The 23,886-nt window shown below is 51.1% G+C and carries 19 protein-coding genes; 17 read left to right on the top strand and 2 right to left on the bottom strand.

Annotated elements, in window-relative coordinates; all coding sequences use genetic code 11:
• Positions 1 to 128: 128 nt before the first annotated feature.
• Entirely contained in the window at positions 129 to 1,319 is a 1,191-nt protein-coding gene (locus tag ACLB09_RS09820; RefSeq protein ID WP_410769638.1) for an ROK family protein, read from the bottom strand.
• A gap of 275 nt (positions 1,320 to 1,594) precedes the next feature.
• Between ACLB09_RS09820 and ACLB09_RS09815 the strand changes: the two genes are divergently transcribed.
• Together ACLB09_RS09815 and ACLB09_RS09810 are read left to right on the top strand one after the other, a co-directional pair.
• Positions 1,595 to 2,230, top strand: coding sequence for a chromate transporter (locus ACLB09_RS09815; RefSeq protein ID WP_211021115.1), 636 nt, complete (start codon positions 1,595 to 1,597; stop codon positions 2,228 to 2,230).
• 14 nt (positions 2,231 to 2,244) lie between these two features.
• On the top strand, positions 2,245 to 2,778 hold the full coding sequence (locus ACLB09_RS09810) for a chromate transporter (RefSeq protein ID WP_410769637.1): 534 nt from the start codon (positions 2,245 to 2,247) through the stop codon (positions 2,776 to 2,778).
• Positions 2,779 to 2,874: 96 nt separating this feature from the next.
• Here the strand turns inward: ACLB09_RS09810 and ACLB09_RS09805 are convergent, their stop codons facing one another.
• A complete protein-coding gene (locus tag ACLB09_RS09805; protein WP_410769636.1) occupies positions 2,875 to 4,413 on the bottom strand; it encodes a sulfatase family protein in 1,539 nt (512 codons plus the stop codon).
• A 103-nt stretch (positions 4,414 to 4,516) separates the two neighbouring features.
• On the opposite strand from ACLB09_RS09805, the gene ACLB09_RS09800 reads away from it, so the two are divergent.
• The 15 genes from ACLB09_RS09800 (at position 4,517) to ACLB09_RS09730 (ending at position 23,770) form a co-directional block, all read left to right on the top strand.
• Positions 4,517 to 5,395, top strand: coding sequence for an AraC family transcriptional regulator (locus ACLB09_RS09800; protein ID WP_410769635.1), 879 nt, complete (start codon positions 4,517 to 4,519; stop codon positions 5,393 to 5,395).
• Between the two features lie 71 nt (positions 5,396 to 5,466).
• Positions 5,467 to 7,260: a sensor histidine kinase gene (locus tag ACLB09_RS09795; RefSeq protein WP_410769634.1), complete on the top strand. Its 1,794-nt coding sequence runs from the start codon at positions 5,467 to 5,469 to the stop codon at positions 7,258 to 7,260.
• A 3-nt stretch (positions 7,261 to 7,263) separates the two neighbouring features.
• Positions 7,264 to 8,871 carry a response regulator transcription factor gene (locus ACLB09_RS09790; RefSeq protein ID WP_410769633.1) on the top strand — a complete coding sequence of 536 codons (1,608 nt, stop codon included), beginning with the start codon at positions 7,264 to 7,266 and terminating at the stop codon, positions 8,869 to 8,871.
• Between the two features lie 122 nt (positions 8,872 to 8,993).
• Positions 8,994 to 10,580, top strand: coding sequence for an extracellular solute-binding protein (locus ACLB09_RS09785; protein WP_410769632.1), 1,587 nt, complete (start codon positions 8,994 to 8,996; stop codon positions 10,578 to 10,580).
• A 33-nt stretch (positions 10,581 to 10,613) separates the two neighbouring features.
• Positions 10,614 to 11,573, top strand: coding sequence for an ABC transporter permease (locus ACLB09_RS09780; protein WP_410769631.1), 960 nt, complete (start codon positions 10,614 to 10,616; stop codon positions 11,571 to 11,573).
• 18 nt (positions 11,574 to 11,591) lie between these two features.
• Positions 11,592 to 12,488: a carbohydrate ABC transporter permease gene (locus tag ACLB09_RS09775; protein WP_410769630.1), complete on the top strand. Its 897-nt coding sequence runs from the start codon at positions 11,592 to 11,594 to the stop codon at positions 12,486 to 12,488.
• A gap of 26 nt (positions 12,489 to 12,514) precedes the next feature.
• Complete coding sequence (locus ACLB09_RS09770) at positions 12,515 to 14,527, top strand: alpha-L-arabinofuranosidase C-terminal domain-containing protein (RefSeq protein WP_410769629.1); 2,013 nt, start codon at positions 12,515 to 12,517, stop codon at positions 14,525 to 14,527.
• A gap of 17 nt (positions 14,528 to 14,544) precedes the next feature.
• A complete protein-coding gene (locus ACLB09_RS09765) occupies positions 14,545 to 16,311 on the top strand; it encodes a glycoside hydrolase family 2 protein (protein WP_410769628.1) in 1,767 nt (588 codons plus the stop codon).
• Positions 16,312 to 16,577: 266 nt separating this feature from the next.
• Positions 16,578 to 18,188, top strand: coding sequence for an ABC transporter substrate-binding protein (locus tag ACLB09_RS09760; RefSeq protein WP_410769627.1), 1,611 nt, complete (start codon positions 16,578 to 16,580; stop codon positions 18,186 to 18,188).
• On the top strand, positions 18,185 to 19,180 hold the full coding sequence (locus ACLB09_RS09755) for an ABC transporter permease (protein WP_410769626.1): 996 nt from the start codon (positions 18,185 to 18,187) through the stop codon (positions 19,178 to 19,180). The genes ACLB09_RS09760 and ACLB09_RS09755 overlap by 4 nt, the downstream gene beginning before the upstream one ends.
• The gene (locus tag ACLB09_RS09750; protein ID WP_410769625.1) at positions 19,177 to 20,043 is read left to right on the top strand and encodes an ABC transporter permease; all 867 of its coding nucleotides are present in this window, start codon (positions 19,177 to 19,179) and stop codon (positions 20,041 to 20,043) included. Before ACLB09_RS09755 ends, ACLB09_RS09750 begins: the two co-directional genes overlap by 4 nt.
• Positions 20,043 to 20,807 (top strand): ABC transporter ATP-binding protein, encoded by a 765-nt coding sequence (locus ACLB09_RS09745; protein ID WP_410769624.1) that lies wholly within the window; start codon positions 20,043 to 20,045, stop codon positions 20,805 to 20,807. Before ACLB09_RS09750 ends, ACLB09_RS09745 begins: the two co-directional genes overlap by 1 nt.
• Complete coding sequence (locus ACLB09_RS09740) at positions 20,798 to 21,574, top strand: ABC transporter ATP-binding protein (protein ID WP_410769623.1); 777 nt, start codon at positions 20,798 to 20,800, stop codon at positions 21,572 to 21,574. Before ACLB09_RS09745 ends, ACLB09_RS09740 begins: the two co-directional genes overlap by 10 nt.
• Entirely contained in the window at positions 21,571 to 22,641 is a 1,071-nt protein-coding gene (locus ACLB09_RS09735; RefSeq protein ID WP_410769622.1) for a pyridoxal-phosphate-dependent aminotransferase family protein, read from the top strand. The genes ACLB09_RS09740 and ACLB09_RS09735 overlap by 4 nt, the downstream gene beginning before the upstream one ends.
• On the top strand, positions 22,631 to 23,770 hold the full coding sequence (locus tag ACLB09_RS09730; RefSeq protein ID WP_410769621.1) for an amidohydrolase family protein: 1,140 nt from the start codon (positions 22,631 to 22,633) through the stop codon (positions 23,768 to 23,770). Before ACLB09_RS09735 ends, ACLB09_RS09730 begins: the two co-directional genes overlap by 11 nt.
• Positions 23,771 to 23,886: the final 116 nt, after the last annotated feature.

Below are 23,886 nucleotides of genomic sequence, written 5' to 3'. Positions count from 1 at the left end.
GAGCATTCCTCCCGGCATAAAGTTGGGGAAACCGGTTTCACAAGACCATAAACTAAACCCGTTTAACCACAATATACCATATCCTGCGGGGAACGACCATGAACATTCGCAGGAATGGAACGATTATTTCAGTATCCTTCCCATTCCTGGAGCATCATAATGGCCGCTCCGGTGGCAACGGCCTCATCGGTGAGCACTCCCTGCGTAAATACCGGGCTGTATTCCGGGTAGTGGTAGGTGTTCTTCTTGGCGATCTCCAGCGAGATATCATAGACCAGATGATGAGCACTGACGAGAGGCCCTCCCAAAATCACGTATTCGGGATGAAGGGCATTGATCAGGTTAGCCAGTCCAATCCCCAAATAAGCGGCCGTTTCCTTAAATTGTTCCGTGACCAGGGAATCGCCTTTCGAAAGGGCGTCGACCAGGGTGGCAAAGTTGACCTGTTCCGGAGAAAGGCCGGACAGCAGGCTGCTGCGTCCTATTTTCAACTGTGTGCGGACACGCTCCTCAAGGGACGGTACCGACACGAATGCTTCCAATGCCCCGTAGTTGCCCTTGCCTCTAAGTCTTGGCCCGTTAGCCTGAATGATCATTTGGCCGACCGCCCCTTCAGTATCAACAGCGCCCTGAAGAATTTGTCCGCCTGACATCATGGCTGAACGAATGGTAACCCCCGCGTGGACGTAGAGGGCATGCTGGATGTTTTCGGTCCGGAGCGCCCAATGTTCACCGATTAGGGCCGTGTTTGCGCCATTGTCGAGTTTGGCTGGAATCCCCAGCGACTCCCCCAGCATTTCGCAAATCGGGACGTTTGTCCAGGATGGAGCGGGGAACAATTCCGGTTCAAGAATGATTCCTTTCTTTTGATCCAGCGGGCCAACCGCGCCGATTCCTATGCCCAGAACGTCGCTAGTCGTAATCCCGTGCTCTGTGAGAAATCCCCGGGCTCCATTCGTGACATGTGCAACAAGCCGCTCGGGCGTCATGGTGCTGTCCATTTTCCAGCGGGTCATGGATATGGTGTTGAGGTGCATGTCATATAGTCCGAGCGTGGAATAAATGCGTGATATTTCCAAACCGAATATATAACGGTATTTCGGATTGGTCTGGAAAAGAATCGGCTTTCTCCCGCCGGTGGAACTGCCCAGTCCGGAGACAACGATCAAACCTTGTGAGGACATTTCATCCAGCAGGCGGGTCATGCTGCTGCTGGTCAAAGAAAAATGAGTCAACAAATCGGCCTTGGAGACGGTCCCGAGATAGGAAATCCGATCGTAAACCTGCTTTTTTATCGAAGAATTGGAATGAGGCATCATATGTACTTTTCTCCATTTCCAAGTTGATTAGTCGGGATACCACAAGTATAACGGGATCACTAAGTTATTTCCAGCTAATATCATCAGAATAGTCGACATAATATCAAATTGGAATTTTCTTGGGCTAATATCTATATTATATAGCCTTATTATGAGTATTTATTAGATAATTTACAATTGTAGGCTAAAACTTTAATCCAAAATGAAATTAATGTGCTATAATGCTATTAGCTTCTTATAGATGAGCATAACGAGACAATAGAGGGTGAAATGGGATGAACCATACGGTTACCCGGCAAATGAAACTAATCTTTAATATTTTTGGTGTCTTTCTGAAAATCGGTCCTTCCACTTTTGGGGGAGGATATGCGATGATCGCGACGATCGAACAGGAGATCGTTTGTAAGAGGCGATGGATGGATGAAAAGGAAATGGGCGACATGGTGTCCGTCTCGGGATCCGCTCCCGGCGGAGTTGCGGTGAATTGCGCCGCATTTATCGGCTATCGTCTCGGAGGTGTACTGGGGGCGGTGGCTGCTGTAACGGCGATAACGCTACCTACTTTTTTCATCGTTTTTCTGTTAAGTTTTCTTAGTGTCATTTTTAAAGATAACGCAAAGGTGGAAGCCGCGCTGAAAGGCATTCATGCCGCGGTAATTTCTTTAATTATTTTAGCAGCCTTCAAGATGTGGAAATCATCCGTTTTGGATACCGCCACGCTGATCATTGCGGCCTCTGCGGTAATTCTTCTGTTATTTACGGGAATTCATTCTTTCTATCTAATCCTTGGCGGTCCGATTGCCGGGATAGCTATCGTCTTGTTCAAGCGAAGTAAAGGGATGTTCGTAAAAACGGAAAAGGAGCAGACCGAAGAGAAACGGGAGTTGCATTTCCCGGAATACTACATCTGAAGGGTGATCATCGAATGTTGTGGCAGTTGTTTTTGGTTTTTATCAAGGTTGGGCTCATTTCGTTCGGAGGCGGCTATGCGGTAATGACGCTAATTCAGCGGGAGGTGGCAGGCAAAGGTTGGGTGGAGGCCGGAGAATTTCAGGAGATCGTATCTTTGGCGGGGATGGCACCCGGATCCATTGCAACGAATACCGCCACGTTGATCGGATACTCGCAAAGCGGTTTTATGGGGGCCGTGGCGGCCACGGTCGGCATCATTTTGCCATCATTAATTATCGTAATTATTTTAACGGCTTCCTTCATAAGACTGCAGAACAATGATTTGGTCAAATCGTCGTTTTACGGATTGCGTCCGGTTGTGACGGGATTGATTATTTACGCCGCGATCCACTTCGGTCTTAGCGGGCGGAGCGAGTCTCTGTTGAGTTGGTCTATGGCCGGGACGCTGCTGATCTGTGCCGGGTGTCTCACCTTGGTGACCAAATACAAGGTCCATCCCTTTGGAGTAATTTTGCTGGCCGCTGTGGCAGGTATCGTTATTTTTTAAAAAAAAGCGTGAGCGTAGGGTCTCCACCCTTACGTTCACGCTTTTTGCATTCAATTAGGTTTCCCGGCTTCCACTCGGTCGAATCGGCCGGTGACATCACGCATGATGGATTCTCGGCATAGGTAACGGTTCTTTGCCGAGCTCGGCCCAAATGTATTTAAGGAGCAGTTCGCTTTTCAAGGATTCATATCCCGGTTCGCTCCACAAGTTATGAAGCTCTGCCGGGTCTTCCTGAAGATCGAAAATCTCCCCATAAGTCTGATTGTAGTAAACCGTAATTTTATAACGATCATCGACGTACGTCTTTTGATGAATTGTCGACGGCTCATGCCTGAATTCGCAAATTGCGTGGTCTCTCGCCAGTTCCTTGTTGCCTAGCCACACGTCTGTTTGGTCAACGCCGGTCATGGACGGCGGAATCGGCAGATTGCAAAACGATAAGAAGGTTGGCGCCAAATCCACCAAGGACTGGATCGCGTTTGAGAATTTGCCGGCGGGGACCTGGTCAGGATAGCGGACGATAAACGGCAGCTTGATCAAGTCCTCATAATGAAAACCGCCCTTAGCCTGAAGACCGTGCTGACCGAAGAAGTGGCCATGATCGGTTGTGAAGACGACGAGTGTATTGTCCGACAGCCCTAGCTCATCCAGCTTATCGAGGATTTTGCCGATATATTTGTCCATCATGCTGATCATCCCGTAATAAACGGCGACCAGCTTCTTTTTGTCATATTCGGTTAATCGCAACTTTTCTCCGTATTCGTAATAATGATGGGAACGGTAGCCGTGAATACCGAACCCCGTCTCCATCAGATGGGAGAAATCCGGATTCTCTTCCTGCGTTAAGCCGAAATGCGGAGGATTCTTGTCGTGCTCCCCGGGCACCAGGGCAGGAATTGTCAGCTTATCCGGATCGTACATCGTATCCCATGGCTCCGGCACCAAATATTCGGGATGAGGGTCGAAGAAACTGGCCCATAAGAAGAAGGGCTCTCCGGATTTCTTATGCTCCTCAAGTCGGGCATTGCTCCGCTCGGCAATCCAGGTGTTGTAGTGATATTTTTCGGGGATTGGCCATTTGTACGTTTGTGCCGGGTCCATCGTTCCGGTTGGCGGAAGGAAATAATCCCTCCAATTGGTGCAGCCCTGTTCCTCCATCCATAGCGCGTAATGCTGGCCGATATGGGCTTCATTCGTATGGTTACGGGCAAGCTCCACATGGTCGAAGCCATAGAAAGGCTCATTGAATCCCTTCCAATACTCCAAATCCTGCAAAATCGGATAAGCTTCATTTGAAGGATATTCAGGCGTGGATTTTAATGGCTGGAAATGAGCTTTGCCGATCAGTGAGGTCTTGTACCCCGCTTCGCTGAAATCCTCTCCCACCGTATGGCGGTCCTCCAGAAGCTTCGTCCCCAGCGTCCAGGCTCCGTGCTGGCTCGGATACATCCCTGTAACGATGGAGGACCGGCTCGGGGTACATGTCGGATTCGGGCAATAGGCCCGTCCGAATGTCGTTCCTTGCCGGGCCAGCCGATCCAAGTTCGGTGTGGATATTTCGGGATTGAACGCACCGATCGTATTCCAATGCTGTTGATCACTTGTTATTAGTAAAATGTTAGGTCTACTGGACAATTTCAATCGCCTCCTATTATGATAATATTGTAATGTAAACGATTTATAAATAGCTTAGTGTTAGGTTTTAATTGTCATTTTGTTATATTGAAGGAGGGAGATTATGTCTCAGGCGGTATGGAATATGCAGGAATACGATTACGAATTCGCCGAGTTTATCTATTACACGCCCGGAGATTTGGATCGGGACGGACAGCTATGGCCTGTTCGAGCGGGCCGCAGTCTCGCTAAGCCCAATTACAAGGTAGGGCCGAAAAGAATTGAATGCTACAGCCTTCATTTTGTACTGGAAGGGAAGATCTGCTTCGAATTTGAGGATCAGCAGGTGGAATTGCAGAAGGATGATCTGTTCTGCCTTTTCCCGGGCCAGACCTACCATTACTATTTGCTCCCTTCGGAACAGCCTTTGCGAATGAGCTGGCTGGCCGTGGACGGAGGCCGGGTCATGCCCCTGCTGAAGCTTGCCGGAATTACACCGGAGCGGCCGTTTGCAAACGACAAAATGACGCCGCCGCTAAAGGATGCATTGGACCGCATACTCGGCGCGATGGCGCGATTCGAGCGGTGGAATCCGGCGGTTTCCCTGGAGCTCCAGGGAATGGCCTGCGAATTGTTGGCCGTTCTGATGCCGGAATCGCCCACTATATACGCCTCGGAACCTTCCGGCTGGATTCGCGAATGCATGGAATTTATGGAGCTTCACGCTACCGAGGGGATATCGGTTCAGCAGGTCGCGGCGTTTGCCGGCGTGCATCGTTCTTATTTTTCCTCTGCTTTTACCAATCAGGTCGGCGTCTCCCCGCAGAAATATATTCAGAACATCCGCATGGAGAAGGCCAGACGACTGCTGGTCGAAACCGATGCGAGCGTGACGGAAATCGCTTTATCGCTCGGTTATCCAAACCTGTATACGTTCACGCGGGCGTTCAAGTCCTTCTACAAGAAGCCCCCGCTATACGTTCGCTCGGCCAGCAGCGGCTGAAGAATGAATCGCTTTTTTGACAGCGCTTACTTCATGTGATTTTCCCTGATACTTGATAAGGAGGGGCCAACTTGAAATTCACATCTATATTCAGCAAAATTTCGCCGAAGCTTGGCATTCAGGGGAAAATATTTCTTGCCTTCGGTTTGCTCAGTCTTCTCTCCATCGTGACGATTGCCTCGATTGTCTACATGAACATGCGCGAGACGATCAAACATAACGCCGTCACTTCTGTTGCGGACAGTATTCGCCAAGCCGATGAATCGCTCAATCTCATGCTGGAGGAGATCGATCGTCTGAACACGGTCGCAGTCACGAACAAGAACACGGTGATTGATACGGTGCTGAGCCCCAGTGAAGAAATCAGCTACGAATGGTTTCAGGAGCAGAAGAGGCTTACTGAGTTTCTATCGGGACTGTTCTCTTACAAGCCTTATATATCCCGAATAGCTGTGATCGGATTAAACGGCAAAGTATTCTTTACGGGCAGTCCGTGGATCGACCGCAGTTTTCTGGACACGAAGACGATGGAATTCATGTTGAATAACGGGGAACGCCATGCCTATTTCAAGCAAAAAGGCACCTCGGATGCCATTTCCGTCGGGCGGGTCATTCGGTATAACCGGGAGACGATCGGCGTGGTGATGGTGGATTTGAAGTATGATTTCATCCGCAATACGTACGGGGTGAAACCGACCGCCGACAGCATTCTATATGTCCTGGACGAACAAGGGGAGCTTGTGTACCAGTCCGATTCCGCCCCGTCCTCGGTCTCGCCGCAAATGCAACAGGTCATTGATGGAAATACGGGAACGTTCCAAGGAGCTAAGGAGCAAAAGATCGACGGCAAATCCTATATCGTCGTAACCCAACGCTCCGAGCATACCGGCTGGGTTACCCGGGCGCTTGTCCCCCTTGACTCGCTGCTGAGCGAGTCCGTCCGAATCCGTAACCTGATGATCGAGGTCTCGGTCATTGTCTTCGCCGTGGTTCTGCTCGGGTCGCTGCAAATGTCTTCGCGTACGACCCTGCAAATCAGGCGGTTAAAGACGATGATGATGCGGGTCAAGGACGGAAATCTTTCTTTTCCGAAAACGGAAATCAAAACGAAAGACGAAATCGGTGACCTCTACCGGGTGTTCATCAGCATGATCGATGATTTAAAACGGCTAATGCAGGACATCCGGATCAGCGAGCAGGCGAAGCACGAGGCGGAACTGACAGCATTGCAAGCGCAGATCCGTCCCCATTTTCTCTATAATTCGCTTAATACGATCAAGTACCTGGCCCATTTGAACGGAGTACCGAATATCGAAGAGGTATCTGGCTCCTTAATCGAACTCATGCGAAGCGTGCTTGGCAATTCCAACGAGTTCCTGACCGTCAGGGAGGAGCTGGATTATGTGAACTGTTATGTCTCCATCGTGAAGTATAAGTACATGGAACCGATTCCTGTCCATATCGAGGTTGAGGATGACGCTTTACTGGAATGCCAGGTATCGAAGCTGATGCTTCAGCCGATCGTGGAAAATGCGATCCAGCACGGAATAGGCTTGGCCGCGAAGGGTGGATTCATTCTCATCCGGGTGTACGGGGAAAGAGGGGACTTAATGATTGAAATTATGGATAACGGGCCGGGGATATCCAAGAAGAAAATCGATTCGATTCTGGGGGATGCCGGCAAGAATGAGAGCCCGTCCCGCTTCAGCGGCATGGGTGTGCGCAACGTGCATGAAAGAATCCGGATCATGTACGGGGAGCCCTACGGAATTCAGCTTTTCAGTGAAGAGGGGCTGTACACCAAGGTTGTAATCCGGTTCCCGCAAATAGATCAGGTCCAACAATCTCCAAGGGAGGTGAGCTAGCAGATGCTTCAAGTAATGTTAGTAGATGACGAACCGCTGGTGCATCACCATTTGGGGGCGATGTCGGATTGGAAGAGCCATGGTTTTGAATTAAGCGGTGAAGCGTACAGCGGGTCTATGGCTCTTCAGGCTATAGAACAATCGCAGCCGGATATTGCCATCATTGATGTAAACATGCCCGGCATGAACGGAGTAGAGCTTCAGCGGACGATCCGGGAACATTATCCGGCTGTAAAGACGATTATGCTCAGCAGCTACGATGACTATGATTATGTGCGCGAATGTCTAAGAAACGGAGCTGTCGATTATTTGCTCAAGCACCGCCTGGATGAACAGTCGCTGATCACCATTCTGAAAAAAGCGGAACAGGAGCTGCAGGAAGAAGCCAAGCAGTTCGGTTCCAGGGTGGCAGGCGGAGAAGCGAACGAATGGAAAGGGATGGAATCTGTGCGCGAAACGGTAGCTCAGATGCTTATCGGCGTGCCGGGCGCAGCGCAAATACTGGAGGAGGACATCCGGCAGAGTCGGCTATTTGCCAATTCGGTGCGGTTTGCGGCAGCCGCGGTCCAAATCGTCCCGTTCCGGCTTCTGACCGAATCGCGCAGCGATATGCAGATCAACCGTCTGGTCCGCCAAGCCGTGGAACTCGTACAGCAGAGTCTTGGCGATCCTGCGGAGCGGATGGCGGTATATGTGGAGAACGGCCGCCTTGGCGTGGTGTTTGCCTTCAAGGAGCGCAGCGAACAAGCCGCCGCCAGTGAAGCTGCCAGGCTCATGAGCAATGTCAGCCATTCGCTGGAGCTGTTCCTGAATTTGAAATGTATTTATGCGGTCGGGCATATTTGTGGCAGCATATCCAAGCTCGAAGCCAGTTACCGCGGGGCGGAGCGGTCCATCGATGCGTCCTCCTCCTTGAAGGAGGAGGACCGCGGCTCAAGCAGTCCGCGTCTATCGTTGACCATTGAGGAGCAGAAGCAGCTTCTCCTATCTATTGAAAGACTCGATAAGGAGGAGGTGCATCGGTTGATCTCCGCCGTCTTTACTTCCATTCGGAAGCTGCCGCTTCATTCGCAAAGCGTCCAGATGGTCGTCAGCGAATTACTCTCGATCGGAGAGAAGACCGTGCCCATGGACGATGCCGCGGCGGTCGGATTACCTTCCCGGGAAGAGTTGGAGAATATCGGAAGCATGGCGGAAATCGAACAGTGGCTCCTTACTTACTTTGAGAGCTTGCTGGACCGGCTTCGTGAGCGTCAGGCATCCGGTCCATATTCAAGGCATGTGTCCCAAGCGATCATGCTCATTCTGGAACGGTATCAAAGCTACATTACGCTGGAGCTGGCAGCGGGGGCAATCGGGCTGAATACTTCTTATTTGAGCCGGATTTTCAAGGAAGAGACCCGGATGACCTTCTCCGAATATGTGAATCGGGTTCGCATTGACGCAAGCTGCAAGCTGCTGGAGAGCGGCCGGTTTACGGTTAAACAAATCAGCAGTCAGGTAGGCTTCACCACATATAACTACTTTTTCAAGGTGTTCAAGGAATCAACCGGAATGACGCCGCATGCTTATATGAGCCGGCCGGCCCGGGTGAGTAAATCCGTAAAATAAGTATAGTAAATAGTCAAATATGTAGAATTTGCAGTTCGAGCGACTGAACTATAATGGGAACACATCAAAGGAAACGCTTACAACACGAGGCAAGGAACAAGATGAAGGAGGTCGTATTCGTAATGCAAAGACAATGGAGAAGAACGGCGATGAGCTTGATGATTATTGCCGCTCTGGCGCTCGGGGGCTGCAGCTCGGGCAACAACGGTAACAATGGCAACAAGGCTGCTGAGCCATCCAAGGGGACGGGAGAACAGACGGTAAGTAAAGAAGGATTCCCGATTGTACAGGAGCCGGTGAAGCTGAAAATGTTCACACGGATCGCCCCGGTCAACGGACCTTTCAAGGAGATGCCGGTATTCCAGGATTACGAAAAAATGAGTAACGTCCAGATGGAATTCATTGAAGCGCCGACAGACGGATTCCCGGAGAAGAAAAACTTGCTGTTCGCATCCAATGAGTTGCCTGACATCATGTACCGCTCGAATATTACTCCATTGGAAGCCGTGCGTTACGGAGCCGGCGGGCAACTGATTCCACTGGAAGATTTGATTAAGGACTATGCCCCGAATCTTAACAAACTGATGGAAGAGTATCCGGAAATTCGCGCATCGATCACTACGCCGGAAGGTCACATTTATACGATTCCCGGCATTGTTACGCTGGATTCGGCCCGGACAGATAAGAGATGGATTAATACGACCTGGCTGGAGAAGTTGAACCTGAAGGTGCCTGAAACCCTTGATGAGCTCTATGATGTGCTGGTTGCATTCCGCGATCAGGATCCGAACGGAAACGGACAGAAGGATGAAATTCCTATGACCTCCCGTGTGGTTGGACTTCCTATTGTGGCTGCTTTCAGCGGATCGTTCGGTCTCGACCTTCAATTCGGCTACAACGTCAACATTGCAGACGACAAGGTCGAAATCTGGATGGGAAGCGAGCGCAACAAAGAACTGCTCATGTACCTGAACAAGCTGTATGCGGAAAATCTGCTGGATCATGAAGTATTCTCTCAAACCGAAGCCCAATATTTGGCGAAACAAGGTTCCGGCAATACAGGGATATTCTTTGATCAGACGAATAATAACTTCCTGCCGATTTCCGATCAATATACCGGTATCGCACCGTTTGAAGGACCGCATGGCGATCGCCTGCAAAGCCAAAACGCTCCGGTTCCGCGCGACCAAGGTGCATTTGCCATCACTTCAGTCAATAAATATCCGGAAGTATCCATGCGTTGGATCGACTATTTCTTTAGCGACGAAGGTTCGACCCTGCTAAGATTCGGCCGGGAAGGCGAGCACTACGAGCTGGTAGATGGAATTCCAACCTACAAGCCTGAGTTCTCGACGGCTGAGACTCAACCGAAACTTACGCCATATGCCGGCGGAGGCGCGCCTCACCTGATCAGTGAATACGTCGGTTCGTACATCAATCCTCCGCAAGTTCAGGAAGCGCAAAAGGCGCTGGATCCGTACATGCCGAAAATCCGTTATGCGGCTCCGATGTTTGATGAAGCAACAGCTCAAAAGGTGAATATGCTCCGCAATGATATCGACAAGTATTATGAAGAACAAAGCACGAAATTCATTGCAGGTTCATTGAGCTTCGACAAGTGGGATGAATTCCAGTCCACTTTGAAAAAGATGAACATTGAAGAGCTTCAGCAAATTTATCAAGACGCATATGACAAGATGGCTAAATAAGGCAGATCCTCTATGGGATAGGAGTGGATGTTCATGAAGAACGCAGAAATCCATGAGACTGCCGCGGCTGCCCAGTTCCGACCGGAACGGGGCAGCCGCCTTATCCGGCAGATCGCCAAGAGATACGATTTGTATCTCATGCTGCTTTTGCCGATCGCATGGTATTTGCTGTTTCATTACGGCCCGCTTTACGGGCTTCAGATTGCATTTAAAAATTTCTCCCCGGGCAAAGGAATCATGGGCAGCAGCTGGGTGGGTTTCGAGCATTTTCAGCGTTTTTTTGAGTCTTACTATTTTGGGCGGTTGCTCTGGAACACGCTGTCCATCAATCTGATTTCTTTACTGGTCGCTTTCCCGATCCCTATTATGCTTGCATTACTCATTAACGAGATTCGCAGCAAAAGTTACAGCAAATTATTGCAAAACATTACCTACATTCCGCACTTTATTTCGGTTGTAGTTATCGTGGGGATTTTAACGGTGTTCCTTTCGCAGACCGGCCCGATCAATACACTGATTCAGGCCTTGGGAGGATCGCCGACCCGCTTCATGGAATCGGCGGGCTGGTTCAAGACGATTTTCATCGGCTCCAATATTTGGCAAAACATGGGGTGGCAATCGATCATTTACATCGCGGGGCTTAGCGGTATCAATCCGCAGCTGTACGAAGCGGCCAAGATGGACGGCGCTTCCCGCATGCGGCGCATTTGGCACGTCTCCTTGCCGGGGATCGTTCCTGTCATCGTCATTTTGCTCATTCTGGACATCGGCCAATTCATGAACATCGGCTTCGAGAAGATTCTGCTCATGCAAAACAACTTGAACCTCGAAGCGAGCGACGTCATTTCCACCTTCGTGTACACCACCGGGATTTTGAAGGGAGAATACAGCTATACCGCCGCAATCGGGCTCTTCAACTCCTTGATTAACCTGACGCTCCTGCTGCTGGTGAACCGGTTTGCGCGGAAAACGTCGGAAACGAGCCTTTGGTGATGGAGGAGGAGACGAATAATGCCTAAAGAAGCAATCGTGAAAGGCCCATCGGATGAACGCTGGTTCGATGTTCTCGTATATTTGATCGCAGCGGTGATTATTATCATCGTGCTCTATCCTTTGGTATTTGTAGTCAGCGCTTCGTTCAGCGACCCGGCGAGGGTGTTGAACGGGGAGGTGTGGCTGCTTCCGAAGGGAATAACACTGGAAGCCTACAATAACATTTTGCACAACGACAAGATCTGGATTGGTTACCGTAATTCGATTTTTTACACCGTCGTCGGTACGCTGATCAATATTACTATGACGCTGTTGGCGGCTTACCCTTTATCAAGACCGGATTTGCCGGGGCGCAAGGGTCTCATGCTGATTATTACGCTTACCATGTTCTTCAGCGGTGGCTTGATTCCGAGTTACCTGCTCGTCAAAAACCTGGGTATGGTCGATACAATGTGGGCACTCATCATTCCCGGGGCGATTTCCACGTACAACTTGATTGTAATGAGAACCTATTTTCAATCCAGCATCCCTTGGGAGCTGCAGGAGGCGGCCCATATCGACGGCTGCTCCAATTGGCGGCTGCTGATCAGCATTATTCTGCCGCTGTCGAAGCCGATTTTGGCGGTCATGGTTCTGTTCTACGCGGTCGGCCACTGGAATTCCTTCTTTAATGCGCTGATTTATATCCGGACGGAAGATCTTTATCCGCTTCAATTGGTGCTTCGCGAAATCCTGATGATCAGCCAGTCTGCGGGCGTGGACGGCGGCAACGTCGGGATGGAGGAGAAGATTCTTCTTTCCGAGAGCATTAAGTATGCGGTAATTATCGTATCCAGTCTGCCGGTACTGATTATGTATCCTTTCGTGCAGCGTCATTTTGTTAAGGGCGTCATGATCGGATCGATTAAAGGATAATGGCAAATGGCAATGGAGGGTGAAAATTGAACAATAAAGCGAAGATTACAATCGATTGCAGCCGGGTAAGCGAGCATACGATCAATCCTTACTTATTCGGTCATTTCGTGGAGGATATACGCGACCATATGGAGGCCATGCTGGCCTTTCCGTTGAAAGACATGGATTTTGAGAGTGAAGCAGGACAGGCGGCTGGCGTGTCGGGAAGCTGGTATGTCTATACGAACGGACGGAATACCAAGTACGCGCTGGAGGCTTCTGCACCGAAGCATTCGGGACGCGCCCAGCGGGTCCGTATTCTGAGCGATGATGAGGCCTATGCGGGCATCGCTCAGAGGATTGCGCTTAAAGGACCGAAAAAATATTCGGTCAAGTTGGTGGCCAGAGCCTCGATTGAGCTTAACTATGTGATCGTTGAAGCTGTGGACCGGCTCAGCCAGGAGCGGCTGGGATTGGAGCGCATCGAGCTGCACAGCCACAATTGGCAAGAGTATGAGGCGGTGCTGGCGATTAGCCGGGATTGCGCCGATGCTGAGTTCCGGGTATATGTGCCGGCTGAACATCCGAGATGGCAGGACAGTGTATCTACCGGCATGCTGTGGATCGATCACGTGTCCTTGCTCCCCGAGGATCATATCGGACTCGTGAAGCGGGAAGTCGTTGAAATGTCGAGAGATTTGAATGCCGGTATGATGAGATTGGCCGGCAACTATATCAGCGCCTACCACTTTGAGCACGGCATCGGACCTGTGCTTGAGCGCCCCGTCATGTTCAATGAGGCTTGGGGAGGATGGACCAGCAAATACTTCGGAACGGATGAATTCATCCAATTCTGCCGGGAGTTGAACGTAGAACCGCTGATTTGCGTGAACGACGGCTCGGGTACTCCGGAGGAAGCCGCGCAGTGGATTGAATATTGCAACGGCGGCATCGATACGCCGATGGGGGCGAAGCGTGCCGCGAACGGACATCCTGAACCGTACGGCGTCAAGTATTGGGAAATCGGCAACGAGGTATGGGGAGCCTGGCAGGTAGGAACTTGTACGGGGGAACAGTTCGCCCGGCGAACCTTATCCTTCATCGAAGCGATGAAAACGGCTGACCCTTCGATTGTTATTCTTGCCTGCGGACATACCGATCAAAACTGGAACAAGGCGGTGTTGGACATCGCGGGGGACAAGATTGACTATCTAACCCTGCATTTGTATCACGGCTACAATCGGTTTGCGATGGACCGGGGTACGCCTGCAGAGGAGCGCTATAAAGCGATCACCGTCTTCCCGGAATGGACGCGGCTCAACATCGAAGAGACACGGGAACAGATCCTCGCCAGCCCGAAGCACAGCCATGTGAAGCTGGCGATTACCGAGTACAATACGATGTATTATCCAAATAATGTCCGAAAAGGACTGCCCGACGAGCATACATTGGGCGCGGCGGTCGCTAACGCCGCCAACCTTAACGAAATGCTGCGTTCAAGCGATTTAGTGCACATCGGCAGCTTCTCCGATCTGGTGAACGGATGGCTCGGAGGCTGCATCCGGGTAGGCGATTATTATGCCGATCAATACTGCGGGAAAGCACCCGGGTGGAGCGGGCATCCGCTCAAGGTATACGGAACGCCTACTTACGAAGTTATGAAGCTGTACGCGGGACGTGATATTTCCAGCATGCTTCCGGCAAAGGTAGAGTGCGGCACCTTCGCTGTTCAATCCAACAAACCGGCACCGATTGAATTGGACGCCTTGCCGGATCTGGATGTCGCCGCATGCACGAATAAAGACAGAAGCACGATCACTCTGTTTATCGTCAACCGGAGTCTGCAAGAGGTAAGAGCTGCTTTGGATCTTGGAGAGCTCTATGCTGCCAAAGATACCGTGCTTTATGAAATCACTGGAGAATCCGAGTGGGATATCAATTCCGTCTTTGCCCCGGATTGCATCTCCTGCAAGCCCACTTCCATTCCGTTCGAAGCCTGGAAAGCGGGTTATCCATTGCGCCCGGCATCGGTCTATGCACTGGAGATTAGAACTAAATAACTTTCTGGAGGAGCAAGATGACAACCAAGGGCTATATCAAAGATTATCCAAGACCCCAATTCGTGCGCCAAAAATGGATGAACCTGAACGGCGAATGGGACTTCCGCTTCGACGACGAAAACGTCGGGGAAATCGAAAAATGGCAGGAACAGCTGGCAGGAAGTCATAAGATTACTGTTCCGTTTACGTATGAAACCCAGGCCAGCGGTATCGGCATCGAGGAATTTCATTCGCGGGTATGGTACAGCAAGAACGTGTCGATTCCGAAGGAAGCGGAAGGAAAACGGGTAATCCTGCATTTTCAGGCCGTGGATTATATCGCCAAGGTTTGGGTAAACGGTGTGCTTGCCGGCAGCCATCAAGGGGCCTATGCCGCATTTTCCTTCGATATTACGCCTTACCTGATATTCGGAGAGGATAACATTATCACGTTAAAAGCGGAGGACAGCGACGACTGCACTCAGCCACGGGGTAAGCAGCGATGGACGAAGGACAATTTCGAATGCTTCTATGTGCAGACCACCGGCATTTGGCAGACGGTCTGGCTGGAATATGTGGAGGAGCAGCGGCTTGATACGGTGAAAATTACGCCTGATCTCGATCATGCCAGAGTAGCCTTCGATTACCGGGTACACGGCCTGGAGACGGCAAAGGGAACCTTAAGACTGGAAGCCATCGTGACTATGAAGGACCGCCATGTAAAGACGGTAAGCCTGGTGATCGACCGGCCTCGCCTGAGCGTGGAAGTGGACCTGGTGCATGAAGTGAACGGTCCTTGGAAAAGAATCTTCTGGTCACCGCAACAGCCGAATCTCTATGATGTAGAATTTGTGCTGTACCGGGATGATATCGTTGTGGACCGCGTGCTATCCTATTTCGGCATGAGAAAGGTATCCATCGAAAAAGGCAAGGTACTTCTCAACAATGTGCCAATCTATCAAAGACTGATGCTGGACCAGGGCTACTGGACAGAGAGCCATTTGACCCCTCCGAGCGAAGAAGCGCTAATTGCCGACATCGACTTTATGCTGGAGATGGGTTATAACGGCGTGCGCAAGCACATGAAGATTGAAGATGCCCGCTTCCTGTACTGGTGCGACGTTAAGGGCCTCCTGGTATGGTCGGAAATGGCAGCGACGTTCGAATTTCATGATGATGCGGTGGAGAACTTCACCAAGGAATGGCTGGAAATACTTCATCAGCAATATAACCATCCGAGCATTATCACCTGGGTGCCGTTCAATGAGTCCTGGGGAATTCCGTACATTCTGCATGATCAAAGACAGCAGAAATTTACGGAGAGCATTTACCATCTAACCAAGTCGTATGACCCTTACCGTCCGGTCATTACGAATGACGGTTGGGAGCACACGGTCTCCGATATTATCACCTTGCACGACTATGTGGAGACCGGAGAGAAATTCCTGAAGCGGTATGCAGACAACAAGGATGCAATCGTCAACAAGGAGATCACCTGCAATCAATGGAAGTACGCGCTCGCCGACGGCTATGAGTATAAAGGCCAGCCGATCATGATCACCGAATTCGGCGGAATCGCCTTCCAGTCGGATAAAGGCTGGGGCTACGGGCATCAGGTACAGACGGATGAAGAGTTCCTTGAGCGCTTTGGCGGCTTAGTACAGGCGATCAAGAGTGTGGATTATATTTGCGGGTTCTGCTACACCCAGCTTACCGATGTCCAGCAGGAAATCAACGGCCTTCTGACGGAGGACCGCAAACCGAAATTCCCGCTGGCCAAAATCAAAGAGATTAATTTGGGATAACTCGCTATTGAAGCAAGAGAGCCGAAACTGACTATGTCAGGTGTGGCTCTTTTTTTTTGTTGACCGCCGAATGATCACCGTTATACCATTAAGCTGCTTGAATCAGTTAAGCACCGAAATAGTAAAACGAATACAATTCCTGAGCTGGATAAAATTAGTCTAATCCTTGATGCAGCAACGATTTTTTGTTTGACAGATCTAAGTAATTCACCCATAATACAATTCATACTAAATTTATCCGTTTTATTGGAATAGGGGGAGTAAGCATGTTGAAGTTAAAAGGATCCTTTAAAAGATCGGCTTGGATTGGCGCATTATCAGTTCTTATTTTGGTTCTGGTTGCCGGCTGCTCCGGTTCCAACAATAAACCCGCTGAAAATAACGGCGCTCAAAGTCAAAGCACTAATCAGAACGCGGAAGCGGGCAAGCCTGCAGTAGGAGGCACCTTCGTTTATGGGCGGCCTGCTGCGGTAACATCGCTCGACCTACATAACCAGATCACGGCAAACAACGCTTTTGCCATTGATAAAGTTTTCGAATCTCTGGTCTCTTTCAACAGCGAAGGGGAAATCGTAGATTGGCTGGCCGAGTCTCACAACATCAGCGAGGATGGCTTGAAATATACATTCGTGCTGCGTGAAGGCTTGAAATTTTCAAACGGTAACGAAGTTACGGCGGAGGATGCCGTATTCTCGCTGGAGCGGCATTTGAAGGTAGGGGGACCGTTAGCGATTGCGGCAAAAGTGGATTCCGTCAAAGCTACGGATAACCGCACGCTTGAAATTGTTCTCCAGGAGCCGTATACGCCGTTCATTTCCGAGCTGTCGAACTTCTCCAACGGGATTATTCCTAAAGATTTCGGCGGAGTTTCCGAAGAAGAATTTTTCAAAAATCCGGTGGGTACAGGGCCGTTCGTGGTTGAAAAGTGGGACCCGGCAGGCGATCTGACTTTTGTTAAGAATCCGAATTATTGGCAGGAAGGGAAGCCGTACATCGACAAGCTTGTTTACAAGCTGATCGAAGATGACAGTCAGGCGATCAACCAGCTCAAGGCGGGAGAAGTGAACGGGATTGAATCTCTGGCGCTGCAAAACGCCAATGAGATCAAGCAAGGTCCCGATACGGCTGTCGTTACCAACGGAAGCTGGGTGACGGAGCAACTGTTCTTCAATACCCTGGATAAGCATTTTTCCGACGTGCATGTTCGCCGCGCTTTAGCGCTGGCTATCGACCGTGAAGGTTTGACCAATGCGCTGACCTTCGGTTATGCAAAGCCTGCAATTTCCTTGCTGCCGACAGCAATCCCGTACAACTCTCACGATCAGGTCAAAGCGCTTGATTTTAATGTCGATGCCGCCAAGGAGGAGCTTGCCAAATCCGCCTTCCCAGACGGTTTCAGCACCAAATTGCTGGTTGCTTCCGGCAACAGCACAAGAGCTCAAGAGGCGCAAATTATTCAGGCAGCGGGCAAGGAGATCGGGATTAATATCGATATTGAATCGATTGAATTGGCTACGTTCCGCGAAAGATTCTTTGCTTACGATTTCTCGGCCATGCTGAACAGCGGCCAAGCCGATGCTCCGGAAGCGAATTCGATCATCGCTTTCCAAACCGATCCGGAAGGCTTCAGCAAATCGTACTGGACGCATTATACCAATGACGAAGTGACCAAGCTGCTGCGCGAAGGGCAGAAGTCGCAGGACGGACCGGAACGGGCCGAGATTTACTCCAAACTGCTGCAAACCTTGGCGGACGAAGTGCCGTACATTCCGCTTTTCTATCCGGATATTTTGAAAGGCGTGTCTTCTTCCGTGGATGGCATCGTTGTTTTGCCGAACGGCAGTATCCGCTTCGAAGAAGTTCAATTTAAAAAATGATGAAACTAAGCAAAACATTAAATGCATCGGCCGGAATCAAATCCAGGGGATCCTCCCTTTGGCTGGCGATAGTTCTGGTAAGAGCGCTGGTCGTCATTCTCTGCGTGACTACAGCTGTGTTTTTCTTGATCCGAATTGTCCCTGGGGACCCCGCGAAAATGATCCTGGGCGAATACAGTACACCCGAGGCGCTCGAGAGCATGCATCATGCTCTCGGGCTCGACCTCTCTTTAGGGGAGCAGTTCCTCCGATTCGTCAAGATTCTGTTTACGCAAGGGGATACGGGGAATTCCATCATCTCGGGAACCTCCACAAGGGAGCTGATTGCGGACCGGGCGCCAGTTACCTTGCTGCTTATCGGATTGGCCAGTGTTTTTGCGATCATCATCGCCCTTTTGCTGGCTACGCTTGCGGCTACGAACAAAGATAAGCTGCCGGACCATTTGATCCGTATTTTTCCTACAATTACTTTAGGTATGCCCGTTTTTTGGGTTGGTTTGCTTCTAATTTTACTGTTTAGCGTCAGGTTGGGTTGGTTTCCCGTCGGAGGGGTCAAAGAAGGCTGGGTCGGTACCGTGCATAGCCTCGCGCTTCCGGCGATCACCGTAGCTTTTTCGCAAATTCCCACCCTGGTTCGTTCGTTACGAGCTCAAATGCTGGATGTATTGGAATCCGATTTCGTGGTCACGTTGAAGGCGGCCCGTATTCCAAGAGCGATCATTCTGTTCAAGCATGTGATGCGGAATGCGGCTCTTCCTACGCTGATGCTGTTCGGCGTAAATCTGTCGTACCTGATCGGCGGCACCTTAGTTGTTGAACAAGTGTTCGGCATCAAGGGAATCGGCAGCTTGCTGTTCTCCTCCATTGCCAAGCGGGATTTCCCGGTCATCCAAGGAATAGCGCTTTATTGTGCGATCTCTGTCGTGATCATCAGCCTCCTCGTTGAAATCATTTCCTGGTGGCTTGATCCCAGAACGAAAGGAAAATCATGAAACAGATGAGAATAGACCCCAGGTTGAACGCATACGGGAATAGGACAAGTATCATCGGCAGAATTTGGAGCACTCCGACCCTGCTGGTGGGAACCCTCATGTTTGCGGTGCTTGTCCTTCTGGCCGTATTCATTCCGTTTATAAGTCCTTATCAGCCTTCCGAGCAAAACCTGAGCGCTTTTTTGCAGCCCCCTTCCGCCGAACATTGGCTGGGGACGGACCAATTGGGACGCGATCTGTTTACGAGACTGATTTATGCGGCCCGGACGGATTTGAAAATCATGGTTCTGGCCGAGATCATTCCGTTTTGTACCGGCCTCTTTCTGGGTATGGTTGCGGGTTATTACGGGAAATGGCTTGATACCGTCATTACGCTGCTCACGGACACGTTTATCGCGTTTCCTTTTTATTTGATCGTTATCATCGTTGCTTTTGCCAGCGGGGCAGGGGAACGCGGCATTTATATCACTTTCATACTCGTAGGCTGGATCGTGTTTGCCCGGGTAACCCGCGGGCTTACCGCTTCGTTTCGCCAGCAGGAATGGGTGGCGTCCGCTCAAACGCTGGGGCTGCCCGGCATAAGAATTATTTTGCGCCATATTCTGCCGAATGTATTGCCGCAAGCGATCGTGGTCCTCATGACCGATATGGTCGGGCTGCTGGTAGCGATTGTGACGCTAGGGTATCTTGGCATCGGGATTACGCCGCCAACGCCGGATTGGGGAACGATGATTTCCGACGGGCAGTCTTTTATCACTACGGCCTGGTGGCTCTCTGCGGTTCCGGGTTTCGCGGTGGTGTATACGGGAATCGCGTTGTCTCTTGTAGGTGACGGTTTGGCGGATCTATGGAGGAAAAAATAATGACTTACAATATCATTCTGGAAGTAGAGGATCTGTCGCTGGAGACAAAGCAACATCAAAGATTGGTGAACCGGGTCAGCTTCGCGCTGGGCAAAGGCGAGACCTTAGGCTTGGTGGGCGAATCGGGATCCGGGAAGTCGCTGACGCTGCGTGCGATTCTCGGACTTCTCCCGCGCGGTGTGGAGAAAGTGGACGGAACCATCAAAAGCGATGAGCGCACCGCTATGGTCTTTCAGGATCCCCGAGGGGCGCTCGACCCGCTTTGTCCTGTCGTGAAGCAGCTTACGGAAGTTGTTCGTTTCAGGCAACAGGTAAGCAAAAAAGCGGCTCGCGAAATCGCGCTGGAGCTGCTCGAAAGACTCGGGCTGCCGGATTCTTTAAAAACGGCCGACCGGTATCCGAGCCAGCTTTCGGGCGGACAATGCCAGCGCGTGGTCATCGCGATTGCGCTGGCGTGCAAGCCGAGCATTCTGCTCTGCGACGAGCCTACGACGGCGATTGACGTCACCGTCCAGAAACAAATCATAGAGACGATTTCAGCTTTGCAAAAGGAACTGGGCTTTGCCATGGTATTTGTTACGCATAACCTTGCGGTAGCCGCAGCGATGTGTTCCAAACTGTGCGTAATGAAGAACGGGGAGATTGTGGAACAGGGAGATACCCTTGAACTTCTGCAAAACCCGCAGGATCCCTATACGCAAATGTTGATCAACTCGGTGCTTCCCGTGCCTGAGCTGGAAGGGAGCGAGCGGATATGGAATTAGCTCTCCAGGTGAAAAATGTTTCGGTCCATTATGGCGGGTTTACGGCCCTGGATGATATCAGTTTGGATTTGCAGCAGCATAAAGTGCTGGGGCTTGTCGGAGAATCGGGCTCGGGCAAATCCACCCTCGCCCGGGTGATTGCCGGGTTAATCATACCCGATGTAGGCCAAATTTCGCTGGGTTCTGAGCCCTTGTTGAAGAAGAGAAGCCGCGCTCAGCGCAAACAAATTCAAATGATCTTCCAGAACCCGGATGCTTCGCTGAATCCAAAGCATTCGGTCCGGCAAATTCTGTCCGAGGCGTTATTATTTCACCGAATCGTGGACCGTGCCCAAGTCGAAAAGAGATGCAAAGAGCTTCTAGCCAAGGTTCATATCGAAGAAAGCGGCTTGGACCGGTTTCCCCATGAATTTTCAGGCGGCCAGCGGCAACGGATTGCGATAGCGCGCGCTTTGAGTGTGGAGCCGAGCCTGCTGATTGCGGACGAACCGACAAGCGCCCTTGACGTCTCGGTGCAACGGAGCGTTCTGGAATTGTTCAGCATGCTTAAGACTGAATTAAACCTGACCATGCTATTCATTTCCCACGACTTGGGGGTCATCCATGAAATTAGCGATACGGTTGCGGTGATGCGTCAGGGACGGCTGGTTGAGCTGAATCCCAAAGATCGGTTCTTCGCCAACCCTGAATCGGCGTATTCTCTCGAACTGTTATCCGCAGTGCCGAGAATGCCGAAACCAAGCACTCCAGGAGGTTTAACAACATGAGTCAAGAATATGCGGGATATGTACCCTTATCCTTATCCGAATATGAAATACTTAACGTTTTGCTGTCCCGGCTATTGTCTACAAAGCATGCTCCGGTGATCATCCCCGGGGAGGCGATCCTGGGTATAGAAGCAGTGGCTGCCGGGATCTCGGCTCCGGGTCGTACGATTTTGAATGTAGTGACGGGCCCTTACGGGAGCTTGTTCGGAACATGGCTGGAACGCGGCGGGGCAACGGTCGCCGAGGTAAGAGTCCCTTTCGATGAAGTGGTGACGGTAAAAGAAATTCATGAAGCAATCGACCGGTTCCGTCCGGTCGCGATTTCCTTCGTCCATGCGGAAGTGGTTACGGGGGGATCCAATCCGGCCCGGGAGATCTTAAAGCTTGCCCGGGAATATGATCTCGTAACGGTGATGGACTCCGTTTCGGCGGTTGGGGGAGAGGCCCTGCCGGTTGATGAATGGGCCGTCGATTTCGTAGCCGTCGGGGCGCAAAAAGCGCTGGCCGGTCCGAATGGCGTTAGCGCCGTAAGTGTGTCGCCACGAGGCTGGGAATTTCTTGAATCCAACGGGAACGCGCCGCGTAATTCGATCTTGTCCTTGCTGGACTTAAAGCCAGGTAAAGATAGTGCGACACCGCTGCGGGTTCCTCCCAACATTCCGACCCTTGAGGCGAGGGCTTTAATCTCTGCTTTGACGCTTGTCGAGGAGGAAGGGCTGGAGCAAGTGATCAAGCGTCATGAATTTGCCGCAGCCTCAACCCTTGCGGGCATTCAAGCTTTGGGGATTGAGCCTTGGCAGAAGGACGGAAGACATTATTCAACGCTTACTACGACGGTACGGATTTCCGGGGAAAAGAGCTTGCTGATCGATCGTCCCATCGGCATCGTCGCACCCGGAGACGGCGAATTATTCGGGCAACTGCTGCGAATCAACCATTTCGGAGCGAACGCTTGCCGCCAAAGCGTAGAAGAGGCTATAAAGACACTCGCCCAATTGTTGAACCGGGAGCCGGATCAAGCTATAAAAGCAATTTCGCAGATTTGGGGGGAGAAGCATGAGCAATAAAGGTCCCCAAGCTCAATCATTTAATCGAGTTTGTATTGCAGGCATCAATGGAAAACGCTTCGATATTACCATTCGGGACGGACGGTTCAATTCGATTGCCGAATCGCAGCCGGTTCCTGACGAGGGATCTACTCCAAGCAAAGACTTGTGGATTAGCCCGGGGATCATTGATCTCCATACCCATTTGGCTTGGACGGATTTCGATCATGCCGATCAATTGAAACGCGACGGTCAGGAAATCGAAGAGATGCAGGCTCGAGCCTTTGAAGCCACCCTTCGCACCGGCGTGACAACGGCAAGGGATGCGGGCGGGCTGTTGCCCGGTGCGGCTCAGCATCTAGTTCAGACTTATCAGGTGCCCTTGAGGGTTCATACGAGCAGCGCTATGCTTGGGGCTGCGGATGCCAAGGGCCTTAGCCACTTGGAGCTGCGCCTGAAAGAGATTTATGATACCGGTGCGGGTTGGGTCAAGATTATGGCAACGGGCGGCCTTGGGGCTCCGACGGAAAAGGTGCTGGATCCGGTGTTTTCAGAGGAAGAGTTCTCATTCATCGTGCGCCATGCGCATGAACACGGCAAAAAGGTGCTGGTTCATACCTGGGGCGGAGTGACTGTGGACTGGTCCGTTGATGCCGGCGTGGCATCGATAGAACATGGCATGTTCCTGACCGAGGAGCAAGCCGGAAGACTTGCCGAATCCGGCGTGGCCTTTGTGCCGACAACGTCGATATACAGGATTGCGGCCGATCCCAAGGGTGTACTGGCATTGAATCCGGTTATTTGCGAACGGGCCGCCCGCGCCGCCGAGGCACATCCTAAGGCGATTGCCTATGCCAAGCGAGCCGGGGTACAAATCGGGTTCGGAACGGATTATGCGACGCCTGCGCTCCATGGTTACAACCTTCAGGAGTTCGATACCCTCATTGACTATGGATTAACCCGTGCGGAAGCCTGGCTGGCAGCCACCGGGAATGCGGCCGAAATTTTGGGTTGGGGTCACCAATTGGGACGTATTGAGGAAGGATATATTGCGGATGCCGTAATTTTCGACGCTGACCCGTATTTGGCTGACGATGCCGATAGCCTTCGTAAGCACATCGTTTCCGTCATTACCGGGGCTCGGGAGTAGTAGGAAGATGTACAGATGGCATTGGGGAAAAAAGTAGAGCATAAGAGCCGGACTGAGTAATTCAGTTCTGGCTCTTTTTGAGTTGAGTATGGAAGTGACCTTATGCGGCGTCAAGC

The organism is Fontibacillus forbon (assembly GCF_046559655.1).
Taxonomy (GTDB): Bacteria; Bacillota; Bacilli; order Paenibacillales; family Paenibacillaceae; genus Fontibacillus.
This window is presented reverse-complemented; position numbering and strand designations above follow the sequence as displayed.